The organism is Radiobacillus kanasensis, assembly GCF_021049245.1.
Taxonomy (GTDB): Bacteria; Bacillota; Bacilli; order Bacillales; family Amphibacillaceae; genus Radiobacillus; species Radiobacillus kanasensis.
The window spans coordinates 1,229,339-1,246,157 of record NZ_CP088020.1; the positions used below are offsets into that span (position 1 = coordinate 1,229,339).

The 16,819-nt window shown below is 39.5% G+C and carries 18 protein-coding genes; 10 read left to right on the forward strand and 8 right to left on the reverse strand.

All coding sequences use genetic code 11. The features are described from left to right. Positions 1-6: 6 nt before the first annotated feature. A complete protein-coding gene (locus KO561_RS06485; RefSeq protein WP_231096307.1) occupies positions 7-903 on the forward strand; it encodes an RluA family pseudouridine synthase in 897 nt (298 codons plus the stop codon). 201 nt (positions 904-1,104) lie between these two features. Here the strand turns inward: KO561_RS06485 and prpE are convergent, their stop codons facing one another. Then, on the reverse strand, positions 1,105-1,848 hold the full coding sequence (gene prpE, locus KO561_RS06490) for a bis(5'-nucleosyl)-tetraphosphatase PrpE (RefSeq protein ID WP_231096308.1): 744 nt from the start codon (positions 1,846-1,848) through the stop codon (positions 1,105-1,107). Between the two features lie 70 nt (positions 1,849-1,918). After that, entirely contained in the window at positions 1,919-3,091 is a 1,173-nt protein-coding gene (locus KO561_RS06495) for an FtsW/RodA/SpoVE family cell cycle protein (protein WP_231096309.1), read from the reverse strand. Positions 3,092-3,445: 354 nt separating this feature from the next. Between KO561_RS06495 and mgtE the strand changes: the two genes are divergently transcribed. Continuing rightward, positions 3,446-4,816: a magnesium transporter gene (gene mgtE / locus KO561_RS06500; protein ID WP_231096310.1), complete on the forward strand. Its 1,371-nt coding sequence runs from the start codon at positions 3,446-3,448 to the stop codon at positions 4,814-4,816. A gap of 280 nt (positions 4,817-5,096) precedes the next feature. On the opposite strand, the gene KO561_RS06505 is transcribed toward mgtE, so the two are convergent. Further along, complete coding sequence (locus KO561_RS06505) at positions 5,097-6,326, reverse strand: IS110 family RNA-guided transposase (protein ID WP_231094244.1); 1,230 nt, start codon at positions 6,324-6,326, stop codon at positions 5,097-5,099. Positions 6,327-6,707: 381 nt separating this feature from the next. Between KO561_RS06505 and fabI the strand changes: the two genes are divergently transcribed. Then, complete coding sequence (fabI, locus tag KO561_RS06510; RefSeq protein ID WP_231096311.1) at positions 6,708-7,484, forward strand: enoyl-ACP reductase FabI; 777 nt, start codon at positions 6,708-6,710, stop codon at positions 7,482-7,484. A 180-nt stretch (positions 7,485-7,664) separates the two neighbouring features. Beyond that, the gene (locus tag KO561_RS06515) at positions 7,665-8,159 is read left to right on the forward strand and encodes a CotO family spore coat protein (protein WP_231096312.1); all 495 of its coding nucleotides are present in this window, start codon (positions 7,665-7,667) and stop codon (positions 8,157-8,159) included. A gap of 273 nt (positions 8,160-8,432) precedes the next feature. Here the strand turns inward: KO561_RS06515 and KO561_RS06520 are convergent, their stop codons facing one another. Then, entirely contained in the window at positions 8,433-8,888 is a 456-nt protein-coding gene (locus KO561_RS06520; RefSeq protein WP_231097057.1) for a CotY/CotZ family spore coat protein, read from the reverse strand. Positions 8,889-9,100: 212 nt separating this feature from the next. On the opposite strand from KO561_RS06520, the gene KO561_RS06525 reads away from it, so the two are divergent. The 3 genes from KO561_RS06525 to KO561_RS06535 all read left to right on the forward strand — a co-directional run bounded on the left by KO561_RS06525 (position 9,101) and on the right by KO561_RS06535 (position 10,743). After that, positions 9,101-9,298, forward strand: coding sequence for a hypothetical protein (locus KO561_RS06525; protein WP_231096313.1), 198 nt, complete (start codon positions 9,101-9,103; stop codon positions 9,296-9,298). A 145-nt stretch (positions 9,299-9,443) separates the two neighbouring features. Further along, positions 9,444-9,719 (forward strand): hypothetical protein, encoded by a 276-nt coding sequence (locus tag KO561_RS06530; protein WP_231096314.1) that lies wholly within the window; start codon positions 9,444-9,446, stop codon positions 9,717-9,719. 118 nt (positions 9,720-9,837) lie between these two features. Beyond that, positions 9,838-10,743 (forward strand): MBL fold metallo-hydrolase, encoded by a 906-nt coding sequence (locus KO561_RS06535; RefSeq protein WP_231096315.1) that lies wholly within the window; start codon positions 9,838-9,840, stop codon positions 10,741-10,743. Here the strand turns inward: KO561_RS06535 and KO561_RS06540 are convergent. The 4 genes from KO561_RS06540 to KO561_RS06555 all read right to left on the reverse strand — a co-directional run bounded on the left by KO561_RS06540 (position 10,740) and on the right by KO561_RS06555 (position 13,295). Beyond that, positions 10,740-11,492 (reverse strand): DUF421 domain-containing protein, encoded by a 753-nt coding sequence (locus KO561_RS06540; protein ID WP_331000835.1) that lies wholly within the window; start codon positions 11,490-11,492, stop codon positions 10,740-10,742. The two genes, KO561_RS06535 and KO561_RS06540, sit on opposite strands and share 4 nt — an antisense overlap. Positions 11,493-11,524: 32 nt before the next feature. Then, positions 11,525-11,947: a GNAT family N-acetyltransferase gene (locus tag KO561_RS06545; protein WP_231096316.1), complete on the reverse strand. Its 423-nt coding sequence runs from the start codon at positions 11,945-11,947 to the stop codon at positions 11,525-11,527. Positions 11,948-11,952: 5 nt separating this feature from the next. Beyond that, complete coding sequence (locus tag KO561_RS06550; RefSeq protein WP_231096317.1) at positions 11,953-12,468, reverse strand: YjcG family protein; 516 nt, start codon at positions 12,466-12,468, stop codon at positions 11,953-11,955. A 101-nt stretch (positions 12,469-12,569) separates the two neighbouring features. Continuing rightward, positions 12,570-13,295 carry an alpha/beta hydrolase gene (locus KO561_RS06555; protein WP_231096318.1) on the reverse strand — a complete coding sequence of 242 codons (726 nt, stop codon included), beginning with the start codon at positions 13,293-13,295 and terminating at the stop codon, positions 12,570-12,572. Between the two features lie 152 nt (positions 13,296-13,447). Here KO561_RS06555 and KO561_RS06560 point away from each other — a divergent pair, with 152 nt between their 5' ends. The 3 genes from KO561_RS06560 to KO561_RS06570 all read left to right on the forward strand — a co-directional run bounded on the left by KO561_RS06560 (position 13,448) and on the right by KO561_RS06570 (position 16,757). Beyond that, complete coding sequence (locus KO561_RS06560; RefSeq protein WP_231096319.1) at positions 13,448-15,199, forward strand: methyl-accepting chemotaxis protein; 1,752 nt, start codon at positions 13,448-13,450, stop codon at positions 15,197-15,199. A gap of 176 nt (positions 15,200-15,375) precedes the next feature. Further along, the gene (locus tag KO561_RS06565) at positions 15,376-16,251 is read left to right on the forward strand and encodes a sigma-70 family RNA polymerase sigma factor (RefSeq protein WP_231096320.1); all 876 of its coding nucleotides are present in this window, start codon (positions 15,376-15,378) and stop codon (positions 16,249-16,251) included. Between the two features lie 41 nt (positions 16,252-16,292). Beyond that, on the forward strand, positions 16,293-16,757 hold the full coding sequence (locus tag KO561_RS06570; RefSeq protein WP_231096321.1) for a carboxymuconolactone decarboxylase family protein: 465 nt from the start codon (positions 16,293-16,295) through the stop codon (positions 16,755-16,757). Positions 16,758-16,819: the final 62 nt, after the last annotated feature.

The following is a 16,819-nucleotide window of genomic DNA, read 5'->3' on the forward strand; positions in this document are numbered from 1 at the left end:
TTATAGGTGAAGTGGTCCATTACAAAAGAGCATGACTCCATGCTAGTACGAGATTTTTTACATCAGGTGTGCGGATTGTCTCGCCGTATTATAAAGGTTTTAAAATTTCAAGGAGGATCCATTCTGGTGGATGGTGCACATAAAGATGTTCGCCATAAACTCCAAGAAGGGGAAACCATCCAAATTATTTTCCCTCCAGAAGCACGCGGACCTGCGATGGTCGCAGAGCGCTTGCCAATAGAAATCGTGTACGAGGATGAGGATGTTCTCGTCATCAATAAACCAGCTGGAATTGCGACGATCCCATCGGTTAATCACACGAGTGGAACCATCGCTAACCGCTTATTAGGATATTACGATGAACAAAACCTACAATATACGGTTCATATCGTGACGCGACTAGATAGAGATACTAGCGGACTCCTGTTAGTCGCCAAGCATCGTCTCAGCCATTCTATTTTGTCTAGAGATCAAAAATTAGGGGCTGTAAATAGAAGCTATTATGCTATCGTGGAAGGGCAATTACAGGAAAGACAGTCCACCATTGATTTACCAATTGGTCGAAAAGAAGATTCAATTATTCAGCGAGCTGTCTTACCGGATGGACAACAAGCGATTACCCATTACGAGGTGGAACAAGAGATGGCGGATGAGACACTAGTATCCGTGCGCTTACAAACCGGAAGAACCCATCAAATAAGAGTGCATTTTTCGCATCTAGGTCACCCTTTGCTTGGGGATGATTTATATGGTGGAGACCTAACAAAAATGAAAAGACAGGCCTTGCATTGTAAATCACTCGCATTTAACCAGCCTTTTTCGGGAGAGAGAATTACATTGGGGTGTGACATGCCTGGAGATATGGCGAGTCTGTTGAAAGAAAAAGTTTTTGATCATAAGTAGTTTGTTTTTGATGAAGAAAAATGGAATGAACCGATGAAATAGCATACCAAATTACATAAGATTGGTATGCTATTTTTTGGTGAATAACAATCGGTGTAGTATCAAACAATAAGGTACTATATGTCCACAAAAATAGGCAATATAAGCAAGCCAGCAGTTTTTCTGTATTTAACTGCCACCAAGGCACTGGCATTTTTGTTCCTATCCCTCATCATAGTAATTAAATTTTTCTTCCACAAAAGGTTGTTTGGATGGCACGGATACAAGGGACTCTTCCGGAAGACGAAAGGCAGTCAGGGCGTTCCCGAATACACAGCCTGTATCTATATTAATGGTTTTGTTGACTACTCGGGGCTTGCGGACTGGTGTGTGACCGTACACAATCCAACGGTTTCCGGTATAATGTTGGGCCCAATCTCGGCGAACTGGTCTACCATCGCTATGGGACTCCCCTGTAATATCTCCATAAAGGACGAAGGTTTGAACTTTTTTTCCAGACTGTCCGATTAACTTCTCACTAATTCCGGCATGGGCGACAACTGCTTGTACTTCCGGTAGCTCTAAATATAAAGGTGCCTTTTCATAAAGGGTTATAAAGTGATGACGAACCTCTTTTTGTCGCTTGGAATCCAGCTGCCTATATTCTGCAGTAGTTGTTTCTAAGCCATGCTGTTCTTTCACCTTGTTGCCAAGGAAGAAGCGATAAAGTTTATTGCAATGATTCCCGGGTACATATTTGGCCTTATTCGAAGCTACCATTTGATATACGAGATCAATGACACCGATGGAATCGGGACCGCGATCCGTTAAATCTCCTAAAAAGACAGGTATTCTCCCATCAGGATGAACAGGAATATCACCTTCCCATTTGTAGCCAAGCTCCTGAAATAGCTCCTTTAATTCCTCTAGACATCCATGTATGTCCCCAATAATATCTACCTTCAAAAGAATCCCTCCAAAATCTTTATAACAAAACAGGTGAAAAAGCCTCTTACTTAGCTTTTCCACCTGCTGTCTAATCAAACATATATTGTTTCGTTCGGGAGTGGATATTCAAGACGATTCCAATTGCCATTAAGTAGGTCAACGTTGAACTCCCACCATAGCTAATAAAAGGGAGTGGTAAACCGGTAATCGGAAGAAGTTGAATCGACATTCCGATGTTTTGGAAGATTTGAAACGTAAACATCCCGATGAAGCCTGTAATTAAATAGCTTCCGAATGGATCATTACTTTGTAATGCGATGTGAATTAATCGATAAATGAGTAAAAAGAAAAGGGTAACCAAGATACTGGAACCGAGAAATCCAAATTGTTCGGATATCGCGGTGAAAATCATATCAGTGTGCTGTTCGGGAATTTCAGTTACTTCAAACTCTCTAAATCCTTTCCCGGTAAGCTGGCCAGAGCCTATCGCCATCATGGCTAAAACGAGCTGATATCCCCCAGATTTTCCATATTTCTCAGGGTCAAGCCAGCCGTTAAAGCGGGCCTCAACGTGGTCAAAGCCACTTTTGTCCATGAAGGCATCTGTTTCTTCTGGGAAGTAAATAAATAATAATACAATGATACTTGCTACAATCGCTACGGACCCTAAAATGGAAGCAAGGATTCTCCATCGAATTCCGGATACGAGCACGATACAAGCGACAATCGCAGATAAAACGAGAAATCCTCCTAAATCGGGCTGGGTTGCCACTAATCCCATTGGCGGAAGCGAGATAAGCAATATTTTCGCAAGTAACCATAAATCACTTTTATTGGATTTATATTTCGTTTTCTCATTATGGTTTACAATGATATGGGCAAGTGCAATGACGAGAAACACTTTCATGAATTCAGCGGGCTGCATCGTCCCAAATACTGGAATCTGCATCCAGCTCGTCGCTCCGTTTACCGTTTTGATAAAAGGTGGCCCGGGAAAGTTGAAAAATAGCATAAGTAACAAAATCATCCCAATACCGTATAAATACCAGGTTATCTGTCTGAGGCGATCGTAGTCGACCAACATAATGACAGCAATTGCCATAGACCCAACAATGTACCAAACAACTTGCTTAAGGAAGTAGTTCTGGTCAAGCGTAGGTTGTAAGGAATAAATCGTAAAGCAGCTCACAATTCCGAGCAATATTATAATAAATATTAAGGAATAATCTATATTAGGTGTATTCGAATTTCTTGAATTCATTTCATTTCCTTTCTAACTAAGAAATTCAGTCTTGTTTTTAAGGTTTTAGAAAACATGATATGTCACCCGTTAGGCGAAATCGATGTCTTATCTTATGCTTTCATTAAATTTCTAAAAGTAAAACAAAAAGGTATCACAGATTTTACTTTTCCTTTAAAATAATTAGTATATCTTTTTGTGTCAATATTTACTACCAGTTTACATCATTAGCGTACTTTTTTCACTTCACCTACGAAAAATTAATCATTTTGTCGAAAGTCATTGGCTTCCTTATATATCGACGAACAAAGTAAGGGAAAGGTTTCTCTTTCCTTAAAAATATCGGAAAGAATGGCCGGTAAGGAGGTAATCGTCATGGAACATCTAGATGCGCAAGAAAGAGAACAACATTGGGACAAAATTCAAGAGGCTCTATTCAACAAACAAATTGGAGATTTTCGTGCAGAATTTCTAGAGTTACATCCGTATGATCAAGCTAAAATTTTTGAAGAACAATCCGAAGAAGTCCGAATGTTAATATATAGCTATTTGTCACCAGAAGAAATGGCAGACGTTATGGAAAATATCGACTACGAGGATGTGGAAGAGTTTTTCACGGAAATGGATCCTCGCTATGCTTCTAGTGTATTAGCGGAAATGTCTACAGATGACTCCGTTGATATTTTAAATGAATTAGATAAGGATAAAGTAGCTAGTTTTCTAACGATTATGGATAAAGAAGCGGCGCAAGAAATCAAAGAGTTGCTTCACTATGAAGAAAAAACGGCCGGAAGTCTCATGACAAACGAGTATGTCGTCATTCATGCTGGTCAAACGGTAAAAGAAGCGATGCGACATCTTCGGAAGGAAGCTCCAGAAGCGGAGACGATTTACTATACGTATGTCGTGGACGATCAAAAGAGGTTAGTCGGGGTTATTTCCTTAAGAGACTTGATTATTGCAGAAGGGGATTGGCTCGTTTCGGATGTGATGAGTGACCGGGTCGTGTCTGTTTCGGTTGGGCAAGACCAGGAAGAAGTGGCACACATGATGCGAGACTATGATTTCTTAGCATTGCCGGTTGTAGATTTTCAAAATCATTTATTAGGGATTATCACAGTCGACGACGTGATGGACGTTATGGAGGAAGAGGCGAATGATGACTATTCCAAGCTTGCCGGTGTCTCGGATACGGAACGTTCGGACCAGAGCGCTCTTTCCGCAGCTAGCAAAAGGTTGCCATGGCTTATTATATTACTCTTTTTGGGGATGTTTACGGCAAGTTTGATTGGGCGCTTTGAGGATGCCCTCAACAAAGTAGCCATCCTTGCTATTTTTATACCATTAATAGCGGGTATGGCTGGGAATACCGGAACACAGTCCTTAGCGGTTGCGGTCCGTGGGATTGCAACAGGAGAAATTGAAAAGCTAGGCAAATCGAAAATTGTAGTTCGCGAAGCCATTACAGGATTGATTACAGGTACGAGCTGTGGGATAGTTGTAACTGGTATCGTGTATGTATGGCAGGGGGATTTCTTTTTAGGATTGCTTGTTGGAATTTCCATCATGACTACTTTAATCATCGCAACAATCGCGGGATCCATGATTCCGTTGTTGATGCACCGCTTTAAAATCGATCCGGCTGTTGCATCCGGTCCATTTATTACAACGATCAATGATATTATTTCGATTCTTGTTTATTTTGGCTTGGCTACAATGTTTATGGACTTATTATTAAATAAATAGTATGGAAGGTTCCTTGTTAGGAGCCTTTTTTAATTTTCTGGGTAATTCATTGAGTTTTACTAGTTAATCAGATAAAATAGTATCAGGTACTAATAACAAGGTATAAATTTTCAAATGATAAGATCATACCCTCAAGACCTGCGGTAATATGTCAAGTCAAAATTAATTAAATATTTGATTATCAAGGTCCAAATTTATTAAAAAAGGCAACACGAAACTAGACCAGTAAAATATGTAAATTACTGGGAGTTTCGAAAAGGATTTAGAAGCTAGTTATGCTTCATTCATTCACGCTCCTTTTCGACGTGTAGACTTGGTGATTGCGTAGTAGCGCATCAACCAAACGTACTAATTTTCTTGCGGTTAAGACGAGTGCCCTTTTATGTTGGTGTTTTGGTACTTCTTTGTATTTCTTCGCGTAATACTCTTGGTACTCAGGAACTTGTCTTCTTACCGAGTTGGCGGCTTCAACAAGGTAATATCTAAGATACTGATTCCCATTACGAGATAGCGAAGTATCTTCAGCTGTAAAGCGTCCTGATTGATTTTTACGCCAATAGAGGCCCGCGTATTTAGCAATCTTTGTCTCATCATCAAAGCGTTCAATTTGGCCAATTTCAGCAATAATGCCAGCAGAAAACACAGGTCCAATGCCAGGGATAGTTTCAAGTGTTTCGGTTAATCCAGCCATGATTCGTTTTATGGCTTTATCAATCTCTTTTATTTGTTTCTGAAGTGTGCGAATCACTTCAATAGTGGTGCCAAGGATGAGATCAATAGAATCTTCAACAACCTTATCTAATCGATAGGAAGAACGGACAGCTTTTTGAATGGATCTCGCTACACATTCGGGATCTCCAAAACGATTTTTCCCTTTCTCTTGAAGGAATGCAGCTAGATCTTCCAATGGCATTTGTGACAGTTCTTCCAAGCTAAATTTCTCGAAAAAGAGTTCCATCATCGCATTACCAAAAACGGAAGAGTCCACTTCCTCTTGAAAGGTATTGCATTTGAAACTCAAGTGTTGGAGAAAGTGCTGCTTTTCTTTTGTCACTTGATGAACGAGTTGATATCTTGAGCGTGTAAGTTGTTGGAGCGCTATATATTGGCTCTCTTTAACAACAGACATATTGGCCCGGCCAAAGCGAAGATAATCGGCGATAACAAACGCATCAATCTCATCGGTTTTGTCCATATCGCTATAACTCTTCTTAAAGTTCTTTATCTGTTTGGGATTCATAACAAAAACTTGTGTACCAAGTGCCTTGAGTGACTCGTCATTATGAAAAAACATAGATGGATGAAAGCTATAAACCGACGTAGACTCAAGACCGATTTTGAGTGTATCAACCTTTTGGCCTTTTACACACTCTAATATAGAATTTCGTAATTCTGTAGCACCTGGTAAATCATTGGATACGGTGAAGGTTCTGAGTTTGTCTCCTTCACCATTTAGTAAACAAACCTTGATATCAAAAGAACTAACATCTAATCCAGCAAATAATTTCATGGGGGATACCCTCCTTTCAAATGAGAATCATTGGTACTTGTTTCTTGGACGCCCTGAGATATCCCTAGTGTGAACGCCGATCAGCAACCTCGTGTATCAGTACTATCCTTGGTTCGAAAGCCGCCCTAGAGCTACTAACATCTAGGTTCGAATACCAAGGTGCACAGCCTGCGAGTAGGAAGTTCCGCACGTACACTGGGAAACAGTCTTGAAGTGTGGTCGAGCCACAGGAGGAGAAAGAATTGTCCCAAATGATCCTAAAACCATTATCTAGAAATATCTCAGGGTGTCCAAGACTTTTTGACATAGAAAGCAGGGAAATTGTAAAGATTGAAGGCTCTTAATAGAGGGCCTAAACATAATATACGAGGAGGAAGACGAATGAAATTTTCTTTAGAAGGTCGTACATATGTTGTAATGGGTGTTGCTAACAAACGAAGTATTGCTTGGGGAATTGCCCGTTCTCTTCATGAAGCGGGAGCTCGTTTAATTTTCACCTATGCATCTGAACGTTTTGAAAAACCGGTTAGAGATTTAGTAGAAACGTTAGAAGGGCAGGATGCCTTATTCTATGAGTGTGATGTAACCGACGATTCAGCTGTTCAAAACACTTTCGATGCAATCAAAAAAGATGTAGGCGTCATTCACGGTTTGGCACACTGTATCGCATTTGCCGATAAAGAGGATCTAAAAGGTGAGTTTGTTGATACGAGCCGGGACGGGTTTTTATTATCACAGAACATTAGCACTTACTCTTTAATCGCTGTAACTAGAGCTGCGCAGCCTCTCATGGCAGAAGGTGGCGGAATCGTAACTCTTACGTACCTTGGTGGAGAAAGAGTAGTGCAAAACTACAACGTAATGGGTGTGGCGAAAGCAGGCTTAGATGCGAGCATGAAATATTTAGCAAATGATCTTGGAAAACACAACATCCGTGTAAATGCTATTTCTGCTGGTCCGATCCGTACGCTTTCAGCAAAAGGGGTCGGAGACTTTAACAGCGTCCTCAAACAAATTGAAGAGAAAGCACCACTTCGTCGTACAGTGACACAAGAGGAAGTAGGAGATACAGCTTACTATTTATTGAGTGACCTCTCTCGTGGAGTGACTGGCGAAATCATCCACGTGGATTCAGGATTTAACATTTTAGGACTATAGAAGTTAAAAAGAAACGAGTTTGGTACTGTAGCCAAGCTCGTTTTTTCTTCGACTTTTTTTGACATAATTCAGGTGGTGCCTGGAACCACCTGAATTATCTTTTTTCCATAGTAGGCACATCTCCTATTGTATTTCATATACTGATGTGAAGAGTAAGTGTAAAGGGGAGATGACCAGGTCATGAGTAAAAGATTCTCGCGTAAGCCTATGCTCTATATCCAGCAACCTGAATTAGGGAAACCTTCTGCTAAAATGCAGGTAAAGTATCGAACACCAAAATCTAAAAAAGGCTCTGTAGATAAAAAAGGTTCTGGGAACAAAACAAAAAATGACGGTAGTCAAAATTTTACAAAAAAAAGATTGAAACAAGTGGTCTCCATTCCGGTTGAGGAAGAATCGGAATCATCGTCTTCATCTGAGGTGGAGGAAGAGGCAAAGAGTCAGAGAAGAAAAAGGTTTAAGGAGTTGTCCATTAAAGAAAGAGTAGAGTATTTTATGGGACTTCCAGCCAACGTGCCGAAAATGAAGTGTCAGGTGAGCACAGCAGACAATTCCTATCGAGGGATTATAACTAATTATAAGGATAACATCGTTTATATGAGAGCTACGAAAAGACCATTTCGATTAGAATTGGAATTGGAAGAAATTACAGATATTCAATTGTTAGGATTTTAAAAGAAAAGCGGTAGCATCCAATATTATGAATGACAGACTATATCCAATTCTCCAAAGGACAACGTCTGAATATCCTTCGTAAGGGCACGTATGGTCTGAGGCCTACAGGCGTAGGTTTCGCCTACGTTGCCCAACTGTTATCAATGGGACGAGTAATCGCAGCCCAGGGACAGATTCTTGTCTTGGTTAAAATACTACAAGTAATTCAAACATAATTCTTATTCACAAGAAAAGGGTCTGAACCATCGGTTCAGACCCTCTACATGTCATGAATTAAAGTGCATCGATTGCTGGTAGGCAAGTGATGTGGCAGAAGCAGTTAGCATTTACAGTGATGCAAATACCAGTTGTTTCTAGGTTGCCAGTATATTGATCTACTGGACATTCTGGATTGTCATCAGGATCGTTAGGGTCGCGTAGTAATTCTAGAGTTGCACAGCAATCTTCGTCTACTTCCTTAACACGGAAGAAGAAGCTTCCTTGGATGTCGCTAATTGCGCCATAATCAGCACCGAACCCTTTGAAAGGTTCACCTTCTTTAGTGTAGAGAAGTACAGGAACAGTATCTAGTTCGTTTGCTATTGGTAATGTGTTATCACCAAGTAAGTCAGCGATGGATTGCTCACAGTTTACACAACCATTTTCAATAATATCGGATTGTGCATCAGCAATCTCTTTCAGGATATCACATACACAGTTACCTGTATTGAATTCTTTTCCGCATGACATAATCAACATTTCCCCTTTCATTGATTTTGACTTCTTAGTCTTTAATAGAGTATGTATGTACGTCTTTGTTGTGTGGGCGTTCATCTTAATCTGAAAGAAAGATTCCATTCGTCTAGAAAATGAATCGAAAACAGGCGGATGTCCCTTACCTTTATAGGGCATTTACATAGACTAATAGCGATCAAGCATTATGAAAAGGAGTGAACCTACCTATGTCTGAACGGAAAAAAGTAATACATGTGAAAGATCTCGTGATTGAAGCAGAAAACGTCCGAATTGAACCACCACGTCCACGGCCTCGTCCAGTTCGTCCGTTTCCACCAAATCATCCAGGATTTAGAAGAGAAAGAGAAATTGAAGCTACAGAGGAAGAATCCAGCAGCAGTAGCAGTAGCAAAGACGAAGAATAATAACGAATGGACAGCATCCCAAGCTGTCCATTTTTTCATTCGACACATTTCACTAAATTTCGGGTCGTGCCTGTCACTCGAATTAGGCATACTTTTCTGAAAAACGGGTATATATTAGTAAAAGTATATAGGGGAGGTTTCGATCATGGGCTACTTGCTTCCAATTCCAAACTATCAATATAGTGATTACCATACGAGAATTACGTCAAAAGGGACAGACCCGATTCATATTGGAAAAATATATAAGGCGAAGTTAGATCGAAATCGTCCGTTCGAAGAGCAACTAGATGAACTAAGGGAAGAACCTGAAGAAATGGTAGCGAACCGTGAAAAAAGAAGGAGAACGTATTACCATGCACCGATGGAACAGCTCTATGCCGAGTTAACTGGTGTGGGGAAACATATAAATGAAAGAATATAAAGAGGGAAGTCATTTATAGGACAAGGAGAAGTTCCTTGCCCTTTTTACTTGTTCAAAACCGTAGCTTTTCGTTGTGCTATAATGATTCAAAAGTAAAACGACAAGAAGGAGTGGTCAAATGGACATGCAGCAGCTACACGAAAACTGTTATTGTTTTCATGGTCCAGTTAACATCGGGTATGTTCATCAGAAATCAGAGGGACTATTAATAGATGCGGGTATCGATAAATCAACGATGAAAAAGGTCATTCGGCAGCTGGAGGAAAAACAACTTCCAGTTACGCATTTATTCATAACCCATGCTCATGCCGATCATTATGGTGGTGCTGCCTACTTACAAGAGAAATATGAAGTGTTCACCATAGCTCCTGAGCTAGAAGAAGCGATCCTAAGAAATCCTATCCTAGAGCCCATTTATCTTTTTTCAGGCAATGACCCATTACCTGAGCTTCGTAACAAATTCTTAGAAGGTTTACCTATTCGGATTGATAAAGTCATCAGAGAAGGGAACTATACGATTGGAAATTTCACTTTTCAGACATACCTTCTTCCCGGCCATAGCTATGGCCAGTTAGCCATCCTAATCAATGAGATCCTGTATGCAGGAGACAGTTACTTTAGCGAAGAGCAACTACATAAACATAAAATTCCATTTCTTACCGATGCGTTTCAATTACTAGAAAGCCTCCAAAAACTCAAGAAACTGGACTGCATCGGTGCTATTCCAGGTCACGGGATCTACGAAAAAGACTTTCACCACACAGTCCAACTCAATATGGATTACCATGAAGGGCTACTCGTTTGGTTGGAAAATCAAATCGCCAATGAAGCAAACGGAATGAGTCATGAACAAATTGTAAGTGAAATGTGCAGCGAGTATGAAATTCAAGCCAAGCAATTATCCCAATGGCTGTTATTCCGAACCGCCGTAACAGGCTATATCACTGCTTTGATCCGTCAAGGAAAAATAACACATGAAATCCAAAACAACATATGGAAATTTATAACGAAAGAGAAGGCTTAATATGGTTGCACATACAAGCCTTCTCCTGCTATAAATTCAGCAAAAAACACATCCTTGACCGAATTGTACTTTTGCTCTTTTAATTTTTTTTCCAGCCAATTGCGATCAAAGCCAGATTCCCTCACATTATCCCACAATACTTCTCCATCTGCTATTAGAATGATGGGGATGGATACTTTTTGTTCTGGCAAACTTAAATCTTGACGTGTTGGTGGTTGATTGTTCGAGGCTTTTAAAATCGAGATGGACCCATCCGTTTCTAATACCGCGTACTCCACTTCTTGAATGGAAAATGCCCCTTTGGAACGCAACAGGTGCATAAGTTGATTAATATCTAACTTACTTTTTTTCATGGACTTCTTACTTATTTTGCCTTGATGAATAATCAAGGTAGGCTTTCCTTCAAACAACTCCCGAGTTTTCTTGAATTTTTGAGTAGACCAATTAATGATATATAAGAGCCCACCCCACAAAAAAACTGCAAGGGCCATTTCTTTAAGTCCTGCTTTATCGTCAAATAGAACATTCCCAACAAGCTCCCCAAAAATCATGGCTGAAATAAAGTCAAACGCAGTTAACTGGGTAATCTGTGTTTTACCTAGTAACTTTGTGATGATAAGTAACGCAAAAAAACCGAACAACGTCTCTATAATAATGGAACCTGGAGTAATAGGAATGCACCCCTTTATAACGAGATTTGTTCTTGCTTTATGGTATTTTGTCCTTTTTTCTGCAAAAGATACAATCAAAAAGTCCTCCAAAAGGGAGGACTTAAAAATCGTTATAACTCTTTAATCATCGTAACATGTGGAATGCCAGCATCCATAAACGTACCAGAAATCGTATTGTAGCCAATCGATTGATAAAAACCTTCCGCATGTGTTTGTGCGTTCAGCTTTGATTTTTGCAATCCTTGATCCCTAATATAGGATTCCATACGTGAGATGATGTCTTTTCCAAAGGATTTTCCACGGTATTCCTTTAAGACACAAATTCTCTCCAATTTCCCATAGTCCTCCACAAGACGAAGACGGCTTGCAGCTACAGGAAGTCCATTCTCATAACCGAGGAAATGGATGGCTACGTCTTCTAAGTCGTCGATCTCCAGTTCAGGAGGGACGTTTTGTTCTTCGACAAATACTTGTGTTCGGACGGAATAGGCATCCGCCTTTTCTGCTTCTGTTTCTACGATGCGAACGTCCATCCTACCTACTCCTTACCTAGTGTAAACGTCTCGTACACCGTCCACGCACCATTTTCCAATTGGTACATGAGCTGAAAACGATCTACCATTTGTTCAAAATTAAATTCTTGCATTTTTAAGCTTCCGAATACATCTGAATATTCGTCATGGGATAGCTTTTGAGCAATCGTAATATGTGGAACATAGGAGTACGTTTGCTCTTTTGGTAAAACATCCCCACTATGAAGACGCTCATTTAAATTCAATAATTCTGGAACCGGCTCAACTTTTAAGTAAATCGTATTCGTTACCGGTGAAAATGAACTCACTTTTTTGATTTCAAGTTTAAAAGGTGCCGTATGATTCGCGATCTCACGTAATTCCTTCGTAACAGCTTTTAGGTTATTCTCATCTAGTTCAAATGGCTCTTTTAACGTAACGTGTGGTGGAACCAGCGCATAGTGCGGATCGTATCTTTTTCTAAATGAATTAGCTTCATCTTGAATTTTCTTTGATGGAAATATAGCGATTCCATATTTCATCTGTTTGTCCTCCCATTCTAAGGTAATTGCGATAAGTTATAGTTTGTTTTATTATACCAAAAATGAACGAATGATGACGGTGTTATTCAAAAAATTCCCAGTTAAAAACCAAACATCGTCGTCAAGGCACGTTTCATATCTTGTTGCCAATATTTCCACGTATGCTTTCCGTCAAACTCATGATACTCATAACTCGTGCCTTTCGAATCAAGCAGTTGATGAAGCTCACGGTTCGGTGTGATGAAATCTAAAATGCCATCTCTTGTAGTTTGAACCTCGGTTTCCTGATTCCCTACCGTATGATAAATAGAAAGCTGGTCCAAGAACTTAGCATTAGATACGGAATCCATAACCGTCTTATTTACAAATGGGGATTGCATAATCACTTGCCCAAATGTGTTCGGGTAACGTAAAGCAGCCATTAACGCAAAGGTTCCTGCCATGGAGTCTCCCATAAGGGTGCGGCTGCCACCGATTTGAAACGTTGGAATCTCTTCATCTAGAAACGGCACGACTTCTTTGACGAGAAAATTCATGTATGCTTCTAACTTTGTACCGTCTGGGTGGTATTTGTCTAAACGATCGTATTTATCTTTATAATGAATGCCGACGAATACCGTATCTTCGATTTCCCCATCTTCGTGGAGCTGATCACTCCATGTCGCTATTTTTCCGATGCGGAAATAGTCCTCCCCATCTTGCATAATGCAAAGATGGTACGATTTAAGCGGAGAAAACATTTCTGGAACATACCACTTTATCGTCATGGTCTCACCTAAGTATTTACTTGCAATCTGATGTTCCATCATTTTTCCTTTTCTTTGCATGAATACACCCCTTTGGACAGGTTATCGACTTTATTCCCTATCTTTCTCTATAAAAAACGTATTCTCATTTTAACATAAAATGTCTCTTCTCTATACAAATACAGCCAGAGTTGCCGATATAAAAAGAAAAACGGTACAAGGGGATCAGACTGATGAAAAACTGGAAATGGAATAGAAATAGTATTTTCTTGCAATTGCTTACCTTAGCATTACTTATTACAGTAGTCACTGGCACAGCAGTTGGAATTACTAGTTATTATTTATCGAAAGAAGCACTATTGAATGCGGGGAAAGAGGATTTAAACCACTTAGTTAGTGGGTCTATTGCAACTCTTGATGCATTGAATAATCAAGTCGAAAGTGGAGATTTAACCTTAGAGGAAGCACAAGAAAAAGCCAGAGAGTTATTATCCGGACCAAAATTGTCTGGAGAAGAAGGTTATGATTTTCAAAAATCACAGTTCTTGTATCGTGAAGATGGATATATCGTAGCATATGGATCCGACTATTCTACACAGGTTCATCCATCTAATCCAATTGGGGAAATTCCAGAGGATACTGCAAACAGAGAAAATATGACGAAAGGTGCTCAAAGCGACAATATTGAGGACCATTATACGACTTATGAGGATGAAAGAGAAGAAACCGGAACGATTGAAGATAAAATGTCCTATATGACTTATTATGAGCCATGGGACTGGAATGTTGGAATTGCCGTTTATCAATCTGAGTTTTTTAGGGCATTAGGTGACTTAAAATGGTACATTATTGCCATCACAACGTTTATTACGATTTTAAGTGTGGCAATCTTTTATTTTGCAATCAGAAAGAAAGTGAAATCGCTAAACGAGGTTACGAGGGCAGCAGAAGCAATTGCTCATGGAGAAATTACTTCTGCAGAGCTCCGAGAATCGAAGGATGAAATCGGACAATTAGCAACATCCTTTAATATTATGTCATCTCAATTAAAAGACATTATGCTAAAGCTACAAGGAACAGGAAAACAGTTACTAGATTCTGCGAGTGATCTTTCGGCAGTATCAGAAGAAACTTCAGCAACAGGAGAAGAAGTTGGAAGAGCGATTACGGAAATTGCATCTGGAACACAAGCGCAAGCATCCGATTTAGAAGATATCAATCAAAGTGTTGAAACCCTAAATCGTTCCATCGATACAATGAATGAGCAAACGAATAAGATCAGAGAGATCACCAACGTTTCCGAAAAAGCGTCAACAGACGGTCAAGAAATTGTAAGTAAACTAAGAGAATCAAATGACCTTTCGCAACAAGCAGTAGATAAGATCAGCGTTGGAATCACGAATCTTTACAACAAATCAAGTGAAATTGCTGGGATTACTTCTACCATTGAAAGTATTGCAGCGGAAACAAATTTATTAGCTTTAAATGCGAGTATTGAAGCGGCTAGAGCAGGAGAGCATGGAAAAGGATTTTCAGTAGTAGCGGACGAAATTCGGAAGCTTGCAGAACAATCCACGAAAGCGACTCATCAAGTTCAAGAAGTGATAAACAGCATTTCCGAGGAAACAGAAAAAACGGTAATGGTTATGGCGGAGTCGATGAACTATTCTGTTGAGTTAAATACAAATGTGCAACAAACCGAGAAACAATTCAGCTCGATTTCGAAATCAATTGCAGCAACCACGAATGCACTCGTTGTGTTAACAGAGGAAATCGCTGAAGTCGTTCGTCAAAATACAAAAATTACAGCGGGTATTCAAAATACCTCCGCAGTATCAGAGGAAACCGCTGCTTCCGTGGAGCAAATTACTTCCTCAGTAGAAGAGCAAATTCGAGCTATTGCCAATGTAGCAGAGTCTGCAGAGCAATTATCAGAGCTTAACCAGGAATTGAATGAGATTTTGAAAACATACAGACTTTCTTGATTTAAAAATACTATTCCAAGCACCTATGGGATAGTATTTTTTTTATGGATCTCTAGTATTATTTTGGTTCAAGAAATCAAGCATAACTCATAGCAGAATATCTGGATTTGTTATAATAGCTCATAAACAACCATGACCGACTTGTATCATTCCAAAGAAGAAAGTTGGTAATTAAGATGGATCGCAGTCACTTATATCATGAGTATAAGCTATTACTATTCACCATAGCTTATCGTATGCTCGGCTCCATTAAAGATGCTGAGGATATCGTTCAAGATGTTTTCGTTCAGTTAGAAAAAATAGATGTATCCTCAATTGATGATCCCAAGGCGTACCTTGTTAAGATGACCACAAATAAAAGCTTGAATCACCTTCAGTCCTCTAGTGAAAAACGAGAAACTTATCCTGGTACATGGCTTCCAGAACCCATCGTTCCCGGTGATGTAAATGAGCCACTAGATAATCTACTAAAAGAAGAATCCATTCGTTATACTTTTGTCGTACTTCTGCATAAGCTCACGGAGCTGGAGAGATGTATTTATATACTGCGTGACGTGCTTGTATATGACTATAAGAGCATTTCTACAATGTTGAATCGATCAGAGACAAGCTTGAGAAAAGTGTATAGCAGAGCAAAGCAAAAATTACAACAGAACAAACAATTAAGCAAAGCAACTAGGGAGGAAGCGAGCCAATTAGCTTCTTTATTTCTGCATGCAGTAAAAAGTGGTGATTTTGATAGATTCATTAATCACCTGTCTAAAGATGTGGTGCTTATTTCAGACGGTGGCGGGGAAGTATTGTCTGCAATCTATCCAATTCTCAATAGAAATCGTGTGGCTGCATTTCTACAGGGAATTCATAAAAGAGGGGCCCTTCAAGGGCAGTTTAGTATAGTACGTGTAAACGGAGATATTGGAATCCTTCAAAGACAACAAGGTATGCCTACTAAATTGATTGCGTTTGATTATTCAAAAACTGGTGTCCAAAATATTTATGTTGTGATGAACCCAAAAAAATTAAAAGAAATAGGTCACAAATTCTCCCTTTGATTTGTCTTATAAGTGAAAGTCAAAAAAAGGAGGATAAAACGATGGAACAAAGAATTGATTACATGGAGGTAGCACCTGAATTAGTTAAGCTCATATCGAACTTGGAAACGTACAAGAAGCAGACAGGATTTGATGAAAAACTCATAGAATTAGTGAAAATTCGTGCATCCCAGATTAATAACTGTGCCTATTGTCTCGATATGCACACAAAGGATGCTAGAAAATTAGGAGAAACAGAACAAAGAATCTATTGTCTCAGTGCTTGGAGAGAAACAGATTTTTATACAGAAAGAGAGAAAGTAGCATTGGAATTAACCGAAGCTGTAACGAGAATTTCTGTGAATGGTGTTCCTGACGATGTATATGAAGCAGTTCGAAAACATTTTGATGAAAAGCAATATCTCGATTTAGTTGGGCTGATCATTACGATCAACTGCTGGAATAGACTAGCCATTGCAAATCGTAACGGTCCAGAAATAAGAATTTTTCGTGAATGGGGGATGTAGATCCCTCATTTTTTATTATGATAATCCAAACTTAGCGAATTCGTTAGCCAACGCAAATTCGC

Excerpts from the sequence above, each read along its gene's own strand:
- KO561_RS06495 (WP_231096309.1), bottom strand. The coding sequence starts at position 3,091 with ATGAATTCAAGAAATTCGAATACACCTAATATAGATTATTCCTTAATA.
- mgtE (WP_231096310.1), top strand. The coding sequence starts at position 3,446 with ATGGAACATCTAGATGCGCAAGAAAGAGAACAACATTGGGACAAAATT.
- KO561_RS06505 (WP_231094244.1), bottom strand. The coding sequence starts at position 6,326 with ATGAAATTATTTGCTGGATTAGATGTTAGTTCTTTTGATATCAAGGTT.
- fabI (WP_231096311.1), top strand. The coding sequence starts at position 6,708 with ATGAAATTTTCTTTAGAAGGTCGTACATATGTTGTAATGGGTGTTGCT.
- KO561_RS06515 (WP_231096312.1), top strand. The coding sequence starts at position 7,665 with ATGAGTAAAAGATTCTCGCGTAAGCCTATGCTCTATATCCAGCAACCT.
- KO561_RS06520 (WP_231097057.1), bottom strand. The coding sequence starts at position 8,888 with ATGTCATGCGGAAAAGAATTCAATACAGGTAACTGTGTATGTGATATC.
- KO561_RS06525 (WP_231096313.1), top strand. The coding sequence starts at position 9,101 with ATGTCTGAACGGAAAAAAGTAATACATGTGAAAGATCTCGTGATTGAA.
- KO561_RS06530 (WP_231096314.1), top strand. The coding sequence starts at position 9,444 with ATGGGCTACTTGCTTCCAATTCCAAACTATCAATATAGTGATTACCAT.
- KO561_RS06535 (WP_231096315.1), top strand. The coding sequence starts at position 9,838 with ATGGACATGCAGCAGCTACACGAAAACTGTTATTGTTTTCATGGTCCA.
- KO561_RS06545 (WP_231096316.1), bottom strand. The coding sequence starts at position 11,947 with ATGGACGTTCGCATCGTAGAAACAGAAGCAGAAAAGGCGGATGCCTAT.
- KO561_RS06550 (WP_231096317.1), bottom strand. The coding sequence starts at position 12,468 with ATGAAATATGGAATCGCTATATTTCCATCAAAGAAAATTCAAGATGAA.
- KO561_RS06555 (WP_231096318.1), bottom strand. The coding sequence starts at position 13,295 with ATGCAAAGAAAAGGAAAAATGATGGAACATCAGATTGCAAGTAAATAC.
- KO561_RS06560 (WP_231096319.1), top strand. The coding sequence starts at position 13,448 with ATGAAAAACTGGAAATGGAATAGAAATAGTATTTTCTTGCAATTGCTT.
- KO561_RS06565 (WP_231096320.1), top strand. The coding sequence starts at position 15,376 with ATGGATCGCAGTCACTTATATCATGAGTATAAGCTATTACTATTCACC.
- KO561_RS06570 (WP_231096321.1), top strand. The coding sequence starts at position 16,293 with ATGGAACAAAGAATTGATTACATGGAGGTAGCACCTGAATTAGTTAAG.